Genomic DNA, 17,462 nt, shown 5'->3' with positions numbered 1-17,462 from the left:
GAAGGGACCTTCGCAAGTGAACAAGGTCAGCGCCGGCGCCGCGGAGGCGGTCGCCGACATTACGGACGGCGCCTCGCTGGCCGTCGGGGGCTTCGGCCTCAGCGGCGTGCCCGAGGTCCTCGTCCGGGCGCTGTACGCACAGGGCGCGGACGGTCTGAAGGTCGTCTCCAACAACTGCGGGGTCGACGGCCGCGGCCTCGGCGTTCTGCTGGCCGCGGGCCGCATCGCCCGGGTGACCGGCTCCTACGTCGGCGAGAACAAGGAGTTCGCCCGCCAATACCTGTCCGGCGAGCTCGAGGTGGAACTGGTCCCGCAGGGCACGCTCGCCGAGCGGCTGCGCGCGGGCGGCGCGGGCATCCCCGCCTTCTACACCCCGGCCGGGGTGGGCACCCAGGTCGCCCGGGGCGGACTGCCCTGGCGCCATGCGGCCGACGGCTCGGTCGCCGTGGCCTCGCCGCCCAAGGAGACCCGCGACTTCGACGGCCGTACCTACGTCCTGGAGCACGGCGTCACCACCGACTTCGCCCTGGTACGAGCCTGGCGCGGCGACCGGCACGGCAACCTCGTCTTCCGTAAGTCCGCCGCCAACTTCAACCCGCTCGCCGCGATGGCCGGCCGCATCACCGTCGCCGAGGTGGAGGAGCTCGTGGAGCCGGGTGAGCTGCGGCCCGACGAGGTGCACCTGCCCGGCATCTTCGTCCAACGGGTCGTGGCCCTCACCGCTGGAGAGGCAGCCGACAAGCAGCTTGAGAAGAGGACGGTACGCACCTGATGGCCTGGACCCGCGACCAGATGGCCGCCCGAGCCGCCGCAGAACTCACCGACGGCTCCTACGTCAACCTCGGCATCGGCCTGCCGACCCTGATCCCCGGGCATCTGCCGGTCGGCGTTCATGTCGTGCTGCACTCCGAGAACGGCATCCTCGGCACCGGGCCCTACCCCACCGAGGACGAGGTCGACCCCGACCTGATCAACGCCGGCAAGGAGACCGTCACCCTGCTGCCCGGCGCCTGTTTCTTCGACTCCGCGCTGTCCTTCGGGATGATCCGCGGCGGGCACATCGACACCGCCGTCCTGGGCGCCATGCAGGTGTCGGCCGCAGGCGACCTGGCCAACTGGATGATTCCCGGAAAGATGGTCAAGGGCATGGGCGGCGCCATGGACCTCGTCCACGGTGCCCGGCGCGTCATCGTCCTGATGGACCACACCGCCAAGGACGGCACCCCAAAGATCGTCGGGGAATGCTCCCTGCCGTTGACCGGCGAGCGGTGCGTCCACCGCATCATCACCGACCTCGGCGTCCTGGACGTCACGCCTACCGGCCTCGCGCTCGTCGAGACGGCACCCGGGGTCACCGTCGAGGACATCCGCGCCCGCACCGGCGCGCCGCTGCACACCGACGCCGTCACGGCCGCCTGCTGATCCCCCCCGTCCCTTCATCCCGCACGGAGCCCCGAGATGACCGTCTTTCTCACCGACGCCGACGTCAGAGCCGCCTTCGACTGGGCCGACGCCATCGCGGCACTGCGCAGCGCCTACGCCGCACCGCCCGACGAGTCCCGCTTTCCGTCGCGCACGATGGCTCGCGGAGACGGCCTGTGGCTGCGCACGCTCAGCGGCGTGCCCGGCGACGGCGGCCCCATGGGGGCCAAGCTGATCGCCGCCTCACCCCGGCACCGGCGCGCCTCGTATCTGATCCCGTTGTTCGACCAGGAGAGCATGGAGCTGACGGCGCTCCTGGACGGCCACTCCATCACCGGTTTCCGTACCGCCGCCACCTCGGCGCTCGCCGCCGACCTGCTCGCCCCCACCGGCCCCCTGCGGGTAGCTGTGATCGGGTCCGGCTTCGAGGCGCAGAACCACGTCCGTGCCCTGGCGGCGACCCGGACGCTGTCGTCCGTCACGGTGTTCAGCCCCAACCCGGCCAGCCGCACCCGCTTCACCGGGGAACTCGCCGACCTCGGGCTGCCGCTCGCCGCCGCGGAGAGCCCCGAGGCGGCCGTCGCCGGTGCCGACCTGGTGATCTGCGCGGCCCGTTCCCGGGACGAGCAGCCGACCCTGCGGGAGGCTCCGGCCGGCATCACCGTCGTGTCGATCGGGTCCACCCTTCCCGAGCAGCGCGAACTGGCGACCGAGCTGATCGCCCGCGCCGAGGTGATCGTCGCCGACATGGTCGACGAGGTCACCGAGGACACAGGAGACCTGATCGCGGCGAGGAAGGCGGGCGTCGACCTCGCCGGGAAGGTGGTCCCGCTCGCCGACGTCGTCTCCGGTCGGGCGTCCGGCCGACCGGCGGACGACCCTGGCGCGGTCGTGATCTACAAGTCCGTCGGCTCGGCGGCGCAGGACCTCGCCGTCGCCGCGATGTGCGTCCGGCGGGCCGCCGGACTGTCCCTGGGCACCGAACTGCCCGTCACCATCTCCCCGGTCTCGAAGTGAGCGACCCCGTGAGCAACGCCGTGCGCAGAGAACTCGACGACCCGTCGCTGCTGAAGAGCGCCGCGTACGTCGACGGCACCTGGATCACCACCGACGCCACCCTCGCCGTACACAACCCGTCCACCGGCGACCTGCTGGCCGAAGTGCCGCTCCTCGACCGGGCGTGGACCACCGCGGCGATCGACGCGGCACACCGCGCGCTGCCGGCCTGGCGAGCACGTCCGGCCAAGGAGCGGTCCCGGCTCCTGCGGCGCTGGTTCGACCTGGTCACCGAGCACGCGGAAGACCTCGCCCGGTTGATCGTGCTCGAGGAGGGCAAGCCGTACCCGGAGGCCGTCGGCGAGGTCGCGTACGCGGCGTCGTTCCTGGAGTGGTTCGCCGAGGAGGCCAAGCGCATCCGCGGTGACGTCATGGAGGCGCCGGAAGCCTCGCGCAGGATCGTCGTCCTGAAGGAGCCGGTCGGTGTGTGCGCGGCGATCACCCCGTGGAACTTCCCCGCCGCGATGATCACCCGCAAGGCGGGGCCCGCGCTGGCCGCGGGCTGCACGATGGTTCTCAAGCCCGCCGAGCAGACTCCGCTGACCGCCCTGGCGCTCGCCGAACTCGCCGACCGGGCGGGCATCCCGGCGGGCGTGTTCAACGTGGTCACCGGTGACCCGCGCGAGATCGGCCCCGAGCTGACGGGCAACCCACTGGTCCGCAAGATCACCTTCACGGGCTCCACCGAGGTCGGCAGGCTGTTGCTGGCGCAGGCGGCGCAGACCGTGAAGAAGACGTCGATGGAGCTGGGCGGCAACGCGCCCGTCCTCGTCTTCGACGACGCCGACCTCGACGAGGCGGTCGAGGGCCTGATCGCCACCAAGTACCGCAACACCGGCCAGGCGTGCATCAGCGCCAACCGCGTCTACGTACAGGACGGGATCCACGACGCGTTCGCCAAGAGACTCGCCGAACGGGTCGGCGCCCTCGCCGTCGGCGACGGCTTCGACGAGGGTGTCCAGCAGGGCCCGCTCATCGACGAGGACGCGGTGGCGAAGGTGGAGTCCCACGTCGCCGACGCCGTCGCCCACGGTGCCGTGGTCCTGCACGGCGGCAGGCGCCACGCACGCGGCGGTCTCTTCTACGAGCCGACCGTGCTGACCGGCGTCACCGCCGAGATGGCCGTCACCCGCGAGGAGACCTTCGGCCCGGTGACCCCGTTGCTGCGGTTCACCGACGAGAGCGACGCGGTCCGCATGGCCAACGACACCGAATTCGGCCTCGCCGCCTACCTGTTCGCCAAGGACGCCGAGCGCGTCTGGCGCGTCGCCGCCGCCCTGGAGGCGGGCATGGTCGGCATCAACACCGGCCTGATCTCCAACGAGACCGCCCCCTTCGGCGGGGTCAAGCAGTCCGGCATCGGCCGTGAGGGCTCGGTCTACGGCCTCGACGAGTTCCTGGAGCTCAAGTACCTCGCCTGGGAAGGCGCGAAGACCCCCGCCCCCGCCCACGATCCCAACTGATCACACCCGAAGGAGCGCACCGCCATGGCCCGCTACACCCGCGCCGAAGCCCGCGACTGGGCGCGCGAGAACCTCGTCGGCGTCGTCAACTGCACGATCCCGTCCTTCACGGCCGACCTGACGGCGATCAACGAGAAGGCGATCCGCCACGACACCCGCCTCGCCATCGAGCACGGCTTCACGGGCACCCTCGGCGTCTCGGAAGTCTCCATCCAGCTCCCCGAGTACCTGGACTTCCTGCGCGTCATCAAGGACGAGGCCGGCGACCGGCTGCTGCTCACCCACCACGCCAGCTGGAACAACCTGGAACAGAACATCGAGGCCGTGAAGGGCGCGGAGGAGGCGGGCGCCGAACTGGTGCTGCTGTCGTACCCGCCGAACTTCTACCCCGAGTCCGAGCAGGAGATCTACGACTACACCAAGGCCGTCTGCGACGCGACGAACCTCGGCGTCATGCTCTTCCCCATGTACCTGTGGGGCTTCAGCCCGCGCATCCACCCCTCCGACATCCCCGTACGCCTGATCCGGCGCCTGCTCGACGACTGCCCCAACATCGTCGCCATCAAGGCCGAGGGCGGCTTCCCCAGCATCCAGAGCGTCATCGAGTGCCACCGTCACTTCGGTGACGAGGTCGTCATCTCGATGCCCATCGAGGGGGAGTTGATCCCGCTGTCGCAGATCATGCCGCTCCAGTTCTCCGCCACCAGCGACCACGAGTACTACGGCCCGATGATCCCGCGCGTCTTCCAGCTCCTGCGGGAGGGCAAGTACGACGACGCCGCCGACATCTACTGGCAGCTCCACCCCGCCCGCAAGATCAAGGGGGGCCTCGCCCCGGCCCTGCACGGCGGCGCGTTCATCAACCGCCAGGCATGGAAGTTCCAGGGCTGGCTCCAGGGCTACAACGGCGGCCCGCTGCGCATGCCCACCCAGCGCATCCACGACGCCCAGATGAACGCCCTGCGCAAGGGCCTCGTCGACGCAGGTCTCGAACCGAGCACGGACCCGTTCCGCGAGTTCTTCATCGGCCGCAACCCGGCCTGAGCCGCCCGAGACTGCCGTGCCCCCGCCGCGAGCCGTCTGCGGCGGACGCCCCCTCCGGTGCCGGGAGTGATCGCCACACCGCCGCGCGAGCATGAGCCTTACCTGACGGTCGCCCTGTCGACTGTTTCCGGCGGCGTGCGGCTGTCTCCCGGAGGCGAGACATCACTGGCCGCGTCCCCAGTATTCCACCACCGGCTCGGACAGGTAGCGCCGCGCCCGCCGGCTCGTCCGTTCCTCATGGCACATGTACCCGGTCGGCATCCCCTTCCGTCTCGGCCCGGAGACCGCCAGCGAGATCACCCTGCTCGCCCTGTTCGCCAGCGCCGGCACCCACGGTTCCGGCCTGCCCATGCCGACCACTTCGAACTGCTCGGTTATGTCGTGGCCGCCATCTTCACGGTCTCCTGGCTCACCGCCGCCGCCATCTGGCGCTACCGCGGACTCGCCGAGAAGTACGGCGACCGGCAAGGTGCCGCCGACGAAGTACCCCTGCGCTCCTGAGTTCCAGGTACCAGCTCACGGCCGCCTCGTTTCCACGCCGTCCCGACAGGCCGGAAGGCGTGCCAGAACGCCATCAGCCGACCGCCGGGCCGGAGCACCTGGGCCACCCTGGCGTGCCCGCGATCGGATCCACCCAGTGCCAGTCCTGCTTGGAGATGACCGCGTCGAAGGCCCGGCCAGCGGGGTCCCAGGACTCAAAGGCCCCCACCTCGGCCGCGATTCCATTGAGCCCCGCGAACGCCCCAGTGCGCCCTTCGGGCTCGACACCGGACACCCGACAGCCGGCACCCGGCGGCCTGGAACTGCTGGGTGGCGATGCCGGTACCGGAGGCAATACCAAGGACGGCGGGCGCAGACCGGGGCGGCGACCTGCCGTACACGTTCCTGACAGCCCTGGGGCCCAAGTCCCGCCCTTTACCAGGGCGTTCAGTAGGCCAAGATCGCCTATGGTGGCCCGTACCAGAGCAACACCGTCGCGGAGTCCTGACATCGTGGGGCTGGATCTGAACCTGTTGGTGCCGTTGGACGCGCTGTTGCAGGAGCGCAGAGTGACTCGGGCGGCCCAGCGGCTGGGTTGAGCCAGCCCACGGTGAGCGCGGCGTTGGCCCGGCTTCGCCGCCACTTCAACGACGAACTGCTCATCCGCGTGGGGAACGCCTACCAGCTCACCCCGCTGGCCGAGCGCCTCGCTGCGCACACGGCGCAGGCGCTCGGCTCGGCGGACTGGGTCTTCCGGCCCCCACGGCTTCGAACCCGCCCACGCGCGGCGTGAGTTCACCCTGGTCGTGACCGACATGCATCTGGCAACTTTCGGCCGGGCGCCGGCCGCCCTGGTGCGCGACGCGGCACCGGGGTGCGGCTGCGGTTCGAACACAACACCCCGCACATCGTCCACCGCGCCGCGAAGCATCTGCGCACCGTCGACGGCATGCTGCCGGCGCTGGGACTGCTGGCGAACTACGACTGGGCCTTGACCAGCCCGGTGTCGTACGCCGTGATCACGGCCTGGATGCGGTCGCGGGCGCCCATCTTGGCGAGGACGCGGCCCACGTGTTTCTTGACGGTGGATTCGGTCAGGACGAGGGGTTCGGCGATCTCGGTGTTGGTCCAGCCCTGGCCGATGGCGACGAGGACTTCGCGTTCGCGGTCGGTGAGGGTCTGCAGGCGGGGGTCCTCGGCGGGCGGGGTGTCCGCGGGGGCCAGGACCCGGTGGGTGTAGGCGTCCAGGAGGCGGCGGGTGAGGCGAGGGGCGACGACGGCGTCGCCGGTGGCGACGGCGTGGATGCCGGCGACGAGTTCCTCGGGGCGGGCGTCCTTGAGGAGGAAGCCACCGGCGCCGGCGCGAAGGCCTTCGTAGGCGTATTCGTCGAGGTCGAAGGTGGTGACGATGAGGACGCGGGTGCGGCCGCCCGCGGCGACGATCCGGCGGGTCGCCTCGATGCCGTCCATGCCGGGCATGCGGATGTCCATGAGGACGACGTCGGGGCGGAGTTCGGCGGTCATGCGGACGGCTTCGGCGCCGTGTTCGGCCTCGCCGACAGGGGTCAGACCGGGGGTGCCCTCCAGAAGCATGCGCACGCCCATGCGTTGCAGGGGCTGGTCGTCGGTGATGAGGACGGCGGTCATGGCTGATGATCTCCCGGGGGTACATCGAGCACGACGTCGACGAGCCAGCCATGGCCGATAGTGGGTGGGCCGAGGGTGACGGTGCCGCCGTACATGGCGGCCCGCTGGCGGATGCCGACGAGACCGTGCCCGGCGGCGCCGGACCGCGCCCCGGCGGCGGGTCCGCCGGTGTCGGCGACCTTGATGTGCACGGTACCGGCCTCCTTGGCGACGGTGACGTCGGCCGTGGAGCCCGGGCCGGTATGCTTGAGGGTGTTGGTGAGGGCTTCCTGGACGATGCGGTACACGGTGAGCTGAACACCGCTGCCGAGGGCGTCGAGGTCGCCCATGGTCCGGTAGGTCACGGGCAGCCCCGCCGCGCGCACGCGCGCCAGCAACGGGTCCAGGTCACGGATGCCGGGCTGCGGGCCGAGCGGCCGTTCGTCTTCTTCATGTCCCCGCTCCTCGCGCAGCACGCCGAGGACGCGCCGGAGTTCGCTCATCGCCTGGCGGCCGGTGTCGGCGAGAGTGTGCAAGGCGTCGGCGGTTGTCTCGCCGCGGTTGGTGGCGAGGGTGGCGGCGCCATCGGCGACGGTGACCATGACGGAGAGGTTGTGGCCGATGATGTCGTGCATCTCGCGGGCGATGCGGGTGCGTTCGGCGGCGGTGGTGAGCCGGACGCGCTGGTCGTGCTCGATCTCCAGACGTGTGGCCCGGTCCTCCAGCGCCGTCAGGTAGAGGCGGCGGATCCGCAGGGTCAGGCCGATGGCGATGGCCGCCGTCGCCGTGCCCAGCAGGAAGAAGAGGCCGAGGAACGGGTGCTTGACGGGGGCCAGGAGCCAGACCGCCAGGGTCAGTTCCGCCGCGGTGAGAGCGGCGGCCCAGCCGAGCACGCGCAGTGATCCGTGCAGGGCCAGGCTGTAGAGGGCGATGAGCGCGGCCATGCCGGTCTGCTGCCACACCCCCAGCGACCACTGGGCCAGGGACACCGCGGAAATCAGGAAGTACGTGAGGGCCGGGGTCCTGCGGCGCCACCACAGCGGTACGACGAGCGCGACGGCGAAGGCGACCAGCAGCGGGGCCGGCAACTGGCTGGGGTCCGTCGTGTCCCCGAAGGGGCCGTGGCGGTCGTCGGAGAGCAGGTCGGGGAGGCTGAACAGGGCGACGACGAGGACGACCGCGGTGTCGAGCAGCCACGGATGCCGCTGGTCCAGTCGGCGCCGGGCGCTTTGACCGCGCAGCATACGGCCCAACAGCGGATGCGCCCAGGCGTCGGCGAGTCCGGGGGACGGCGCGGTGGCCGTCCCCCGGGCGGCAGTCGCAGGGGCCCGTCTCATGATCCCCAATGGCTCAGGCGTCGCTCTTGCGCAGCCGCCAGGCGGCTGCGGCGAGGGTGAGGGCCACCCAGCCGGCGAAGACGGCGAGTCCCGCCCCGGGGGAGAGGGTGTCGGAGGACTGGTGCAGGGCGTACACCGCCGAGCCCGCGTTGCTGGGGAAGTAGGGGTTGATGTTGTCGTAGAGGGAGTCGGGCAGCAGGGAGGCCAGGCCGGGGAGGATGAGCAGGACGCCGACCAGGACCGCGATCGCGCCGGCGCTGGAGCGCAGCAGCATTCCCAGGGCGACACCCGCGACAGCGACCAGGGCGAGGTAGAGCCCGGCACCGGCCAGGCTGCGCAGCACACCGTCGTCGCCCAGGGACAGGGCGATCTTCTCGCCGTCCAGGCCCAGGGTACCCAGCTGGAACGCGGCCAGGGCGCCGAGCGCGGTCAGGACCAGGGTGATGGGGCCGATCACGGCGGCCTTGGACCACAGGACGGGCAGGCGGCGGGGGACGGCGGTAAGGGTGGAGCGGATCATGCCGGTGGTGTACTCGCCGGCCGACAGCAGGACGCCGAGCACACCGACGGCCAGCGACGCGAAGGTGACCCCGAGCAGGGCGAGGCTGACCGCGTCCTGGTCGCCGGAGCCGGGTCCGGGCGGTCCGCCCTGGGCGGTGGCGTCGGGGCTGTACGTGGCGGAGGCGATCGAGCCGAGGGCTATCAGCAGGACCACGGCGACGCCGAGGGTGATCCAACTGGAGCGCAGCGACCAGAACTTGGCCCACTCCGAGCGCAGTATCCGCGGACCGGTGACCTTGTAGGCCCGGGAGGGAGAGAGTTCGGTGACGGTCATCAGGCTGCCTTTCGCCCGGTCTCGACGGGATGACTCTGGTACTCGACGACGTCCCTGGTCAGGTCCATGAACGCCGCCTCCAACGAGACGGCTTGCGGGGTGAGTTCGTACAACGCCACCCCGTGCTCGGCCGCGATCCGCCCGATCTCCCGGGCGTCGCGTCCGGAGACCAGGAGTTCCTCGGCGGACGAGGAGGAGATCGTGACGTCCGGGGCCGCCAGCAACGAGCGCAGCCGGGTTGCATCGGCGGTGGCGACCCTCACACCGCCGCCGCTCGCCTCCCGGGTGAAGTCGTCGACGGTGGTGTCGGCGAGCAGCCGACCGCGTCCGGTGATCACCAGGTGGTCGGCGATCAGCGCGGTCTCGCTCATCAGGTGCGAGGAGAGCATCACCGCCCGGCCCTCATCGGCCAGCTGGCGCAGGAGGTTGCGCACCCACAACACGCCCTCGGGGTCGAGGCCGTTGACCGGCTCGTCGAGCATGACGATCGCGGGGTCGCCGAGCAGGGCCGCCGCGATACCGAGCCGCTGGCCCATGCCGAGCGAGAAGGCCCCGACCCGTTTGCCGGCCACGCTGGTCAGCCCGGCCAGTTCGATGACCTCGTCGACCCGGCGGCGCGGAATGCCGTGCGTGTACGCGAGCGCCATCAGATGGTTGAACGCGCTGCGGCCGGGATGGACGGACTTGGCCTCCAGCAGGGTGCCGATCTCGTGCAGCGGTGCCGGGTGCTTCGCGTAGGACGTGCCGTTGACGGTCACCGAGCCCTTGGTGGGGGCGTCCAGACCGACGACCATGCGCATGGTGGTGGACTTGCCGGCACCGTTGGGGCCGAGGAAGCCGGTGACCTCACCGGGCTTGACAGTGAAGCTCAACCCGTCGACGACGGTCTTGTCGCCGTACCGTTTCGTCAGCTCACGCGCTTCGATCATGGTGTACGCCTTTCGCCTCGGACTCGGCCGGGCGAGCGCCGCGACCTCTACAGTCGACGTTAGGAGCGCGGTCGGCCCGGACCCTGGGACTACGGGAGACACTTCGCCGCCCGAGTGGTACCGCGGTGCCACTCGGCGCCGATCACCGGTACGCCTCAGGTATGACGCGTCGGCGAGTGAGCGTCGGCCTGCGGCCGCACACCGATCAGCCGCAGGACGTGCACCGCGCTGTCCACGTTCTTCAGCGCCGTGACCATGGGCTTGCAGTTCTTGTGGTCCGACATGGGAGATCCTCTCCAGTCGGATTCGTCGACCCGTCGTGGGGAGTGCTTGTCGCGCAGGTGTCCAGGAGTCCGAATAATGCGGAGGTGAAGTTTCGCCGGGTAGTTGGCGTTTCCGCTGGTCACGCAAGGGGCGTTGGAGGGTTCTTGATGTGGAGCAACGGAGCTCGTTGGTACAGGCAGTCGTCCAAGGCAGCTTGTCCCGCAAGGAGCTCCGTTGCCTGTTCATTGGGTCTCGCCGCCGGCGCTGTCAACGTGACCCCGAGCGATACCGGCAGATGCGCGACGAACACGGCGCGCGTGAGCACCGCTTGGTGCAGTTCAGCGCCAAGCGGGTCGGCTGGTCCCGGTCAGGCTGCCGGGGCGGTCAGGACGGTCTTGGCAGCCAGCCGGAGATTCCTGATCATCGGATTCGGGTCGCCCTTGCGGCTGACCAGGACGACCTGGCTGGGGGGAGCGTCCTCGATCGGGACGGTGACGAGGTCGGGACGCAGTGAGCTACGCCGATCGCCGACCGGTAGTACGGCGATCGCCCTGCCACTCGCGACGAGTTCGAGCTTGTCCTCGTAGCTCTCGATCGGCGGCACGCCGGCCCCGAGGATCCGGTAGGACGTCCAGTCCGTGGTCTCGAACGCGCACGGCGCCGCCTCCTCGCCGGCCAGTTCTTTCGCGGTCACCGACGCGCGGTCGGCCAAGGGATGGCCGCGTGGGACCGCGAGCATCCGGGGCTCCTCGTACAGCGGGGTGGTGAACACGTCGTCGGCGGCGAGTGGTAGCGGGGCCCGCGCGATCAGGGCGTCGACGCGCTTGTCGGTCAGCGCCCCGACGTCGCGGCAGCTCAGGTACCGGGTGGCGATCTCGGCGTCCGGGTAACGGCGGCGCAGTTCCCGTACGGCGGCAGTGATCACCAGGTCTTCGACGTAGCCGATGGCGATTCGTTCGGTCTCGGCTTGTTCACGCACGGCCAGCTCGGCCTGGCGGGCGGCCTGCAGCAGGGCTTGGGCCCGGGGGAGGAAGCTCTGGCCGGCCGGAGTGAGCCGGGTGCCCTGGGGTATGCGGTCCAGCAGCCGTACGCCGAGATACTTCTCGAGCCGTTGGATCTGGCGGCTCAGCGCCGGCTGGGCCACGTGCAAGTCGGCGGCGGCCCGGCCGAAGTGCTGGTGCGCCGCCACCACGGTGAAGTAGCGCACCAGCCGCAGTTCCAGGTCCTGTCCGAGATCGTTCACCCTTCCAGCGTACGCGTCATGCTGTTTCGGAATGATCAGGTTGCCGAACCGGTCTTGGACGGCCATGCCGTCCTGGGCCTTGACTGAAGGAGCAACGTTTCCCCAGGAAAGCGACAGGTGCGATGAAGGCGATCCAGTTCCACGAAGCGGGCGGGCCGGAAGTTTTGAAGTATGACGAGGTGCCGGTTCCCGAGATCGGCCCGGGCGAGGTGCTCGTCCGGGTGCACGCGGCAGGCATCAACCCGCCGGACTGGTACCTGCGTGAGGGGATGAAGGTCATGCCGGCCGAGATGAGGCCGGCGCTGGAGTTCCCCCTGATCCCCGGAACGGACATGTCGGGCGTGGTCCAGGCGGTCGCTCCGGACGTGCTGGGGTTCGCCGTCGGTGACGAGGTCTTCGGCATGCTGCGGTTCCCTGGATTCGACGGCCGGACGTACGCCGAGTACGTGGCCGCGCCGGCTTCGGACCTGGCTCACAAGCCGGCCGGTATCGACCACGTGCAGGCGGCTGGGGCGCCGATGGCCGTGCTTACGGCCTGGCAGTACCTGGTTGATCTCGGCCACGACGTGCCGTCTCCTTTCACCGGGCAGGTGCACCAGCCGGTGCCGATCACGCCAGGGATGACCGTGCTGGTCAACGGGGCCGCCGGTGGAGTAGGCCACTTCGCGGTGCAGCTGGCGAAATGGAAGGGGGCACACGTAATCGCCGTGGCCTCGGGCCGGCACGAGCAGTTCCTGCGAAAGCTCGGCGCCGATGAGTTCATCGACTACACCAGGACGCAGGCCGCGGACGTGGTCAGCGGTGTGGACCTGGTGATCGACACCGTCGGTGGCCCGGACAGCTCACGCTTTCTGACCGTGCTCAAGCGCGGCGGCACCATGCTTCCGGTGTTCTTCGCCGAGTACGACCCGGAAGAGACGGCGAGTCTGGGCATCACAGTCTCGAACATTCAGGTGCGTTCCAACGGTCCCCAGCTCGCCGAGATCGGGCGCCTGTTCGACGAGGGCAAGCTCCAGGTCGGGGTGGACAGCACCTACCCGCTGCCCGAAGCGGGCAACGCACACACGCGAGCCGCGCAGGGCCACCTCCAAGGCAAGATCGTGCTGACGGTGGCCTCGTGATCGCCGAACTCCAGCAGGCGGTGGCGAAGTACGCCCACGCCCTGGACGAACTGAATGTGCCCGAGCTGGAAGCGGTCCTGACCGAAGACACCACCTGGACCTTCACGATGCCCGGACAAGGAGTGCTCGGCTCGGTCGCTGGACGCGCGGCGGTGCTCGACTTCGTCCGTGACGGGCACACGGTCCAGACCGGAACGGTGCGGCACCACCTGGCCAATGTCGTGGCCACGACGACGGACGCCACCACCGCTGAGGTGCGGGCCTATCTGGTGCAGACGAGGAACACCGGCGAGAGCATCCAGATGATCTCGACCGGGGTCTACACGTTCGGCCTGCGCCGGTCCGACGGCGGGTGGCGGATCGCCGAGCTCACCCTGACGCTGGACAACGCCCTTTAGGGCGGGGTTAGGCAGTGTGTCCGGCGGATCATCGGGTGCCTGCCGGCGGCGCCCGGTTACCGATTGGGCCGACGACGAACAGCGCGGCCCTTTGTAGGGAGATGGTCAGCCGGTCGACGCGTTGTTGAACGCCAGCAGGTTCGGCTGCCCACTGGCAGATCGAGCAGGCGGCCGGGGTGTCGTCGTACTCGCAGCCGCAGGGGTGATCCGGGTGCGGGGCTGCTCGCCCTGCGGGCGAATACTGCAACTCTCGAATACCGACACTCCACCAGTGGCATGTCGACACGGTGGACACGGAGATCGTGGCAATCGCGGGCTCCCCGGCCCGCCCCGCCTACCGCGTCGTCCGGCTCCCGGACGGCACCCTCGCCCAGACCGCGCAGCTGGACAGCAGTCAGCGCGCCGCCGTCGGCCAGGCGCTCGCCGCCGGCGTCCGGGAGGCGCTGCCCGGCGGGGGCCACCGGGTGGTCACCCCGCTGCTCGCTGAGATCGAGGTGGGCACCACCCGGCACCGCACCGTGCGGTTCGTTGCCTCCGCGAGGACCTGGGCCCCGCCGAGCCGGGGCCGTCCGGGCGAACAGGGCGGTACAGCGGCCCCATCGGAGCCCGGCTGCTACCGACTTCATTCGCAGTGCGCCGGGCTTCAGCCCGTGGTCTGACCTCAGCCCGGCGCACGGATCCGCACTTTTCAGTCGCCCAACTCCGTTGTCAGTCCCTCCAGATAGCATGATGATCAGGCAGCTTCGGTACGCCTTGCGCCTGTCGGAGGAATGGCGGGACGGTGAGCGGAAAGGAGGAAGGCCCATGGAGGGGCAACCGCTGATCGTCCTGCTGCGGGACCTCATGCCGCCGCACGAAACGCCTCCTCGCGGCCGGCGTCGACCCGGACACGGGAGAGCCCAATCCGTACGCAGACATGTTCGGCCCGCCGCCCTGACTGTCCCAAGGCGAATGACGGGAGCTGTCCTTTGCGATATCTGACCGGCGGGTCAACCGGCCGGGACGACCCCGCTCGTTGAAATCGATCTGCGGCCCCGGCCGACGCACATACTCGCCCGAACCGCCGCCCCGCGGGGTTGGGGACATCGCCCCCCCGAAAGGCCAGGTCAGATCACCGGCCAGGGTTTGTGGAAGGCATCACCCGTAGGTTCGGATTTCATAGGTTTTAGATGAATGAAGGTCCACTGCCGGGCTCCGGTCGCTGCTGAGCATCATGATTCAAGGGTGGCCGTCGGTGAAGAACCCCGTTCCACCCCGTGATCGTCCGGCATGATCCTCTGCTCCTGGCCGCGCCGGTCTTCCCGCGACAAGTCCGCTCTGCCGATCAGTGCCGATGTCGGCGAACGGCTGACGCGCGACGGTCGGTGTGTCATCACAGGTCCTCGCTGCTCCGGCCTCGGGGGTCATTGGAGCCGTGGTCGGCACTGAGATTGATCCCTGTTGGTCCAGCTTGGCGACCGGGGCCGCGCAGAGGTTCCTGGGAAGGTTGTCAGCGAGGAGAGCGATGAGTTCGGGCGGCGTATCGGGTCTGCCCTGACATGACTCGAATCACCGCTGACATCTCGGTCTCCCTCGACGGCTTCGTCACCGGGCCCGACCCCGGACCGGACAACAGGCTGGGCACCGACGGCGAGGCCCTGCACGCAGAGCTTCCCCGACGATGGCCGGATCCTGCGCGAGGCGACCGCCCGCTCGGGCGCCGTCGTCCTCGGCCGCCACCTCTTCGACGTGCTCGACGGGCCGAACGGCTGGAACGACACGACCGGCTACGGCGCCGGCGAGGTCGGCAAGCCCGCGTTCGTTGTCGTGACGAGTTCGCCGTCCAAAGTTGGTGCGGCTCACCGACCTCGACTGGACGTTCGTCACCACCAGTCTGTCCGATGCCGTCACCGCCGCGCGCGACCGGGCCGAGGCGGCCTCGTCACACAGCGGCATGGACCTCGACGTCGTCCTCATGGGCGGCGGCGCCACGATCGGTTCGGCGCTCGGCGCAGGGCTGGTCGACGCACTGACGCTGCACCTTTCGCCCGTAGTGCTGGGTGCCGGGACGCCACTGTTCACGGGCGGAGCGCCGCGCACGCTGGTTCAGCGGAGCGCGGCGAGGCACCTGAGCTACGACGTCCTGTGACGACGAGCACACTGGCGCCTGACGGACCCGGCGAAAAGCGCCCGCCAGAAGCCGCGAGCGGCCCGTGGAGCGCCCAGCAGCCCACGAGAGCCTCAAGCCTGTCTCATCAGTCCTGACCAGCAGAACGAAAGGGGTCGCCGGCCATGTCACTTGCCCGCGTCCACAACTTCTCCATCTCACTCGACGGCTTCGGCACCGGCGAGGGTCAGAGCCATGACACGCCGTTCGGCCACGCCGGCGAAAGGCTGCACGCGTGGATGTTCAGCACCCGGTTCTGGCACGAAGTGATCGGCCGGCCCGGCGGGACCGGCGGCCTCGACGACGCCTTCGCGCGGCAGTTCACGCCCGGGATCGGCGCCGAGATCATGGGCGCCGGGAAGTTCGGCCCGCCCGGATGGCACGAGGACCCGGAGTGGAAGGGGTGGTGGGGGCCCAACCCGCCATTCCACACACCGACCTTCATCCTCACTCATCACCCGCGCCCGTCGATCGAGATGGAGGGTGGCACGACATTCCACTTCCTCGACGCTTCGCCCACCGCGGCGCTCGAGACGGCCAGCGACGCTGCGGGCGGCGAGGACGTACGCATCGGCGGGGGGCCCACCTTGATCCGCGACTTCCTCGCCGCCGGGCTCATCGACCGCATGCACGTCGTGGTGGTCCCGGTCCTGCTCGGCCGAGGCGTACGCCTCTGGGACGGACTGGCGGGCCTCGAGAAGGACTACGAGGTCGAGACCGCCTCCTCGCCCAGCGGAGTCACGCATGTGACGTTCACCCGTGTGGGTCTCTGAGCGGAGCTGCTGCCTCGATCGAGGACCCGGCGCGCCGGTGGGTGTCGAGGCGCGTAGCGCACAGCGAGTTCGCGTCCCGGTCTGGCCTCGGTGCACGCGGCGACCTCTTCCTTGTGCCGGCCCAGCCGCCGCAGTCGCGGCGGGTGATCTCGTCCTGGCAGAGGACCTGGAGGAAGTCGAGGTGGCCGAGTTCTCCGCCGTGGGCCTGGGCCAGGCGGGCGTCGAGGGTTTCCAGCATGCCGGACAGTCGCAGGGCCTTGAGTGACTCCCGCAGGGCGGCGTCCATCACGGTCATCGGGTTTCCATCACGGTCATCGGGTTTCCACCTCGGTTTCGTCGTGGACCTGGTCGTTGTGGTCGTCGTCCGTGGTGTCGGGGGTCGCGACGGTGGCGAAGAGTCGAGCGGGGCCGTGGAGGAAGGCCGCGGCTCCGGCGTCCTCGCTGGTCTCGGGCTCGGGATCGGCCTCGGTGCCGGCGATGAGGATGCCCTTGATGGTGCGGTAAGACGGATCGCCGACCGCGATGGCCCTTGCGCAGGCGGCTTCCAGCCGCGTGTCGCCGCACTTCTTCCGCAGTCCGACAACTCCCTGGGCAGCGCGGAGCCGGTAGAGAACGTTGACTTCCAGCAGCTGGTCGACGACCTCGCGGCAGGCGTCGCCAATCTCGGATGCCTGGCCCCGACATCAGACCGGCGGGCGCATCTGGAAGGCGATCCTCTCTGGTGGGTAGTCGCTCTTATCAGTGCGTTTCCCCTGGTCGAGAGCCGGGTGGGTCTCGACGAGCTGTCCGTCGTGGAAGACCTGGATCATGGTGGCGGTGGGGCGGACGTCGACCTTGCGGCCGATCAGCTTCCAGGGCACCGAGTAGAGAGTGCGGCCGACCTTGATGTGGATGTCCGGTCCGACCGAGGCCGTCGACCAGCGGGCCAGCACGAACGGGGCCGGCGGCAGAGGCAGCAGTTCGGCCACCTCCAGCGCCTCGAACACGGTCATCGGGGCGGCCCCGCCCAGCGGCCGGCACTTCCGTCGGGCAGCGACCTGCTGACTCCAGGTCACGGCCTCGGCCTGCATGTGCTCGATCGAGGTGAACTCGCGTCGGCGATGGCCGCGACCAGGCTGGACAGGGTGCTGACGATGAGCGCCTTGAGGGATGCGCGCACTGCTTCCTCCTCTGCTTGTGCGGAGTGGTGCTGGGCTGGGATCCTGGGGAGCGGGCCCCGGAGTTGTTGTGAGCATCTCAGGGGGCCCTTCGTTTTCACCCCTTGCGGTGTCGGCCCTTCGGCTTGTGCTGCCGGTCCTTCCACGTGATGACCATCGATACGGTGT

Annotated in this window: 18 protein-coding genes and 1 pseudogene; 11 read left to right on the top strand and 8 right to left on the bottom strand. The window is 69.9% G+C overall.

Annotation, left to right across the window (positions count from 1 at the left end):
* The first annotated feature begins 16 nt into the window (after positions 1-16).
* The 6 genes from ACFYO2_RS37785 to ACFYO2_RS37760 all read left to right on the top strand — a co-directional run bounded on the left by ACFYO2_RS37785 (position 17) and on the right by ACFYO2_RS37760 (position 6,258).
* Complete coding sequence (locus tag ACFYO2_RS37785) at positions 17-772, top strand: CoA transferase subunit A (RefSeq protein WP_388358705.1); 756 nt, start codon at positions 17-19, stop codon at positions 770-772.
* Entirely contained in the window at positions 772-1,422 is a 651-nt protein-coding gene (locus tag ACFYO2_RS37780) for a CoA transferase subunit B (RefSeq protein WP_388358702.1), read from the top strand. Before ACFYO2_RS37785 ends, ACFYO2_RS37780 begins: the two co-directional genes overlap by 1 nt.
* Positions 1,423-1,458: 36 nt before the next feature.
* The gene (locus ACFYO2_RS37775) at positions 1,459-2,439 is read left to right on the top strand and encodes an ornithine cyclodeaminase family protein (RefSeq protein ID WP_388358701.1); all 981 of its coding nucleotides are present in this window, start codon (positions 1,459-1,461) and stop codon (positions 2,437-2,439) included.
* An 8-nt stretch (positions 2,440-2,447) separates the two neighbouring features.
* Positions 2,448-3,941, top strand: a complete 1,494-nt coding sequence (locus ACFYO2_RS37770) for an NAD-dependent succinate-semialdehyde dehydrogenase (protein ID WP_388358698.1) — start codon at positions 2,448-2,450, stop codon at positions 3,939-3,941.
* Between the two features lie 24 nt (positions 3,942-3,965).
* Complete coding sequence (locus ACFYO2_RS37765) at positions 3,966-4,985, top strand: dihydrodipicolinate synthase family protein (protein ID WP_388358696.1); 1,020 nt, start codon at positions 3,966-3,968, stop codon at positions 4,983-4,985.
* A 1,090-nt stretch (positions 4,986-6,075) separates the two neighbouring features.
* Positions 6,076-6,258, top strand: coding sequence for a hypothetical protein (locus tag ACFYO2_RS37760; RefSeq protein WP_388358694.1), 183 nt, complete (start codon positions 6,076-6,078; stop codon positions 6,256-6,258).
* 185 nt (positions 6,259-6,443) lie between these two features.
* Here the strand turns inward: ACFYO2_RS37760 and ACFYO2_RS37755 are convergent, their stop codons facing one another.
* The 6 genes from ACFYO2_RS37755 to ACFYO2_RS37730 form a co-directional block, all read right to left on the bottom strand.
* Positions 6,444-7,112: a response regulator gene (locus ACFYO2_RS37755; RefSeq protein ID WP_388358692.1), complete on the bottom strand. Its 669-nt coding sequence runs from the start codon at positions 7,110-7,112 to the stop codon at positions 6,444-6,446.
* The gene (locus tag ACFYO2_RS37750) at positions 7,109-8,428 is read right to left on the bottom strand and encodes a sensor histidine kinase (RefSeq protein WP_388358689.1); all 1,320 of its coding nucleotides are present in this window, start codon (positions 8,426-8,428) and stop codon (positions 7,109-7,111) included. The genes ACFYO2_RS37755 and ACFYO2_RS37750 overlap by 4 nt, the downstream gene beginning before the upstream one ends.
* A gap of 13 nt (positions 8,429-8,441) precedes the next feature.
* Positions 8,442-9,263, bottom strand: a complete 822-nt coding sequence (locus ACFYO2_RS37745; protein WP_388358686.1) for an ABC transporter permease — start codon at positions 9,261-9,263, stop codon at positions 8,442-8,444.
* On the bottom strand, positions 9,263-10,192 hold the full coding sequence (locus tag ACFYO2_RS37740) for an ABC transporter ATP-binding protein (protein ID WP_388358683.1): 930 nt from the start codon (positions 10,190-10,192) through the stop codon (positions 9,263-9,265). Before ACFYO2_RS37740 ends, ACFYO2_RS37745 begins: the two co-directional genes overlap by 1 nt.
* A gap of 155 nt (positions 10,193-10,347) precedes the next feature.
* Complete coding sequence (locus ACFYO2_RS37735; protein ID WP_388358682.1) at positions 10,348-10,476, bottom strand: hypothetical protein; 129 nt, start codon at positions 10,474-10,476, stop codon at positions 10,348-10,350.
* A gap of 347 nt (positions 10,477-10,823) precedes the next feature.
* Positions 10,824-11,699, bottom strand: coding sequence for a LysR family transcriptional regulator (locus ACFYO2_RS37730; RefSeq protein ID WP_388358680.1), 876 nt, complete (start codon positions 11,697-11,699; stop codon positions 10,824-10,826).
* 122 nt (positions 11,700-11,821) lie between these two features.
* On the opposite strand from ACFYO2_RS37730, the gene ACFYO2_RS37725 reads away from it, so the two are divergent.
* From ACFYO2_RS37725 to ACFYO2_RS37705, 5 genes and pseudogenes are all read left to right on the top strand, one after another.
* Entirely contained in the window at positions 11,822-12,820 is a 999-nt protein-coding gene (locus tag ACFYO2_RS37725; RefSeq protein ID WP_388358677.1) for an NADP-dependent oxidoreductase, read from the top strand.
* Complete coding sequence (locus ACFYO2_RS37720; RefSeq protein ID WP_388358675.1) at positions 12,817-13,218, top strand: nuclear transport factor 2 family protein; 402 nt, start codon at positions 12,817-12,819, stop codon at positions 13,216-13,218. The genes ACFYO2_RS37725 and ACFYO2_RS37720 overlap by 4 nt, the downstream gene beginning before the upstream one ends.
* A 287-nt stretch (positions 13,219-13,505) precedes the next feature.
* Positions 13,506-13,877 (top strand): hypothetical protein, encoded by a 372-nt coding sequence (locus tag ACFYO2_RS37715; protein ID WP_388358673.1) that lies wholly within the window; start codon positions 13,506-13,508, stop codon positions 13,875-13,877.
* Positions 13,878-14,756: 879 nt separating this feature from the next.
* A pseudogene (locus ACFYO2_RS37710) lies at positions 14,757-15,346 on the top strand (dihydrofolate reductase family protein).
* A gap of 143 nt (positions 15,347-15,489) precedes the next feature.
* A complete protein-coding gene (locus ACFYO2_RS37705) occupies positions 15,490-16,137 on the top strand; it encodes a dihydrofolate reductase family protein (protein ID WP_388358671.1) in 648 nt (215 codons plus the stop codon).
* On the opposite strand, the gene ACFYO2_RS37700 is transcribed toward ACFYO2_RS37705, so the two are convergent.
* Together ACFYO2_RS37700 and ACFYO2_RS37695 are read right to left on the bottom strand one after the other, a co-directional pair.
* The gene (locus ACFYO2_RS37700; protein WP_388358668.1) at positions 16,118-16,432 is read right to left on the bottom strand and encodes a hypothetical protein; all 315 of its coding nucleotides are present in this window, start codon (positions 16,430-16,432) and stop codon (positions 16,118-16,120) included. The two genes, ACFYO2_RS37705 and ACFYO2_RS37700, sit on opposite strands and share 20 nt — an antisense overlap.
* Before the next feature lie 388 nt (positions 16,433-16,820).
* Complete coding sequence (locus ACFYO2_RS37695; RefSeq protein ID WP_388358665.1) at positions 16,821-17,207, bottom strand: hypothetical protein; 387 nt, start codon at positions 17,205-17,207, stop codon at positions 16,821-16,823.
* Between the last annotated feature and the right edge of the window lie 255 nt (positions 17,208-17,462).

The organism is Streptomyces sp. NPDC006602, from assembly GCF_042870385.1.
In the GTDB taxonomy this organism is placed as follows: domain Bacteria; phylum Actinomycetota; class Actinomycetes; order Streptomycetales; family Streptomycetaceae; genus Streptomyces.
The sequence above is the reverse complement of the archived record's forward strand: the minus strand, read 5'-3'. Positions and strand labels throughout refer to the sequence as shown.

Coding starts and splice junctions, on each gene's coding strand:
- ACFYO2_RS37780 (WP_388358702.1), top strand. CDS start 772: ATGGCCTGGACCCGCGACCAGATGGCCGCCCGAGCCGCCGCAGAACTC.
- ACFYO2_RS37735 (WP_388358682.1), bottom strand. CDS start 10,476: ATGTCGGACCACAAGAACTGCAAGCCCATGGTCACGGCGCTGAAGAAC.
- ACFYO2_RS37755 (WP_388358692.1), bottom strand. CDS start 7,112: ATGACCGCCGTCCTCATCACCGACGACCAGCCCCTGCAACGCATGGGC.
- ACFYO2_RS37725 (WP_388358677.1), top strand. CDS start 11,822: ATGAAGGCGATCCAGTTCCACGAAGCGGGCGGGCCGGAAGTTTTGAAG.
- ACFYO2_RS37705 (WP_388358671.1), top strand. CDS start 15,490: ATGTCACTTGCCCGCGTCCACAACTTCTCCATCTCACTCGACGGCTTC.
- ACFYO2_RS37765 (WP_388358696.1), top strand. CDS start 3,966: ATGGCCCGCTACACCCGCGCCGAAGCCCGCGACTGGGCGCGCGAGAAC.
- ACFYO2_RS37695 (WP_388358665.1), bottom strand. CDS start 17,207: ATGCAGGCCGAGGCCGTGACCTGGAGTCAGCAGGTCGCTGCCCGACGG.
- ACFYO2_RS37750 (WP_388358689.1), bottom strand. CDS start 8,428: ATGAGACGGGCCCCTGCGACTGCCGCCCGGGGGACGGCCACCGCGCCG.
- ACFYO2_RS37745 (WP_388358686.1), bottom strand. CDS start 9,263: ATGACCGTCACCGAACTCTCTCCCTCCCGGGCCTACAAGGTCACCGGT.
- ACFYO2_RS37775 (WP_388358701.1), top strand. CDS start 1,459: ATGACCGTCTTTCTCACCGACGCCGACGTCAGAGCCGCCTTCGACTGG.
- ACFYO2_RS37740 (WP_388358683.1), bottom strand. CDS start 10,192: ATGATCGAAGCGCGTGAGCTGACGAAACGGTACGGCGACAAGACCGTC.
- ACFYO2_RS37700 (WP_388358668.1), bottom strand. CDS start 16,432: ATGACCGTGATGGACGCCGCCCTGCGGGAGTCACTCAAGGCCCTGCGA.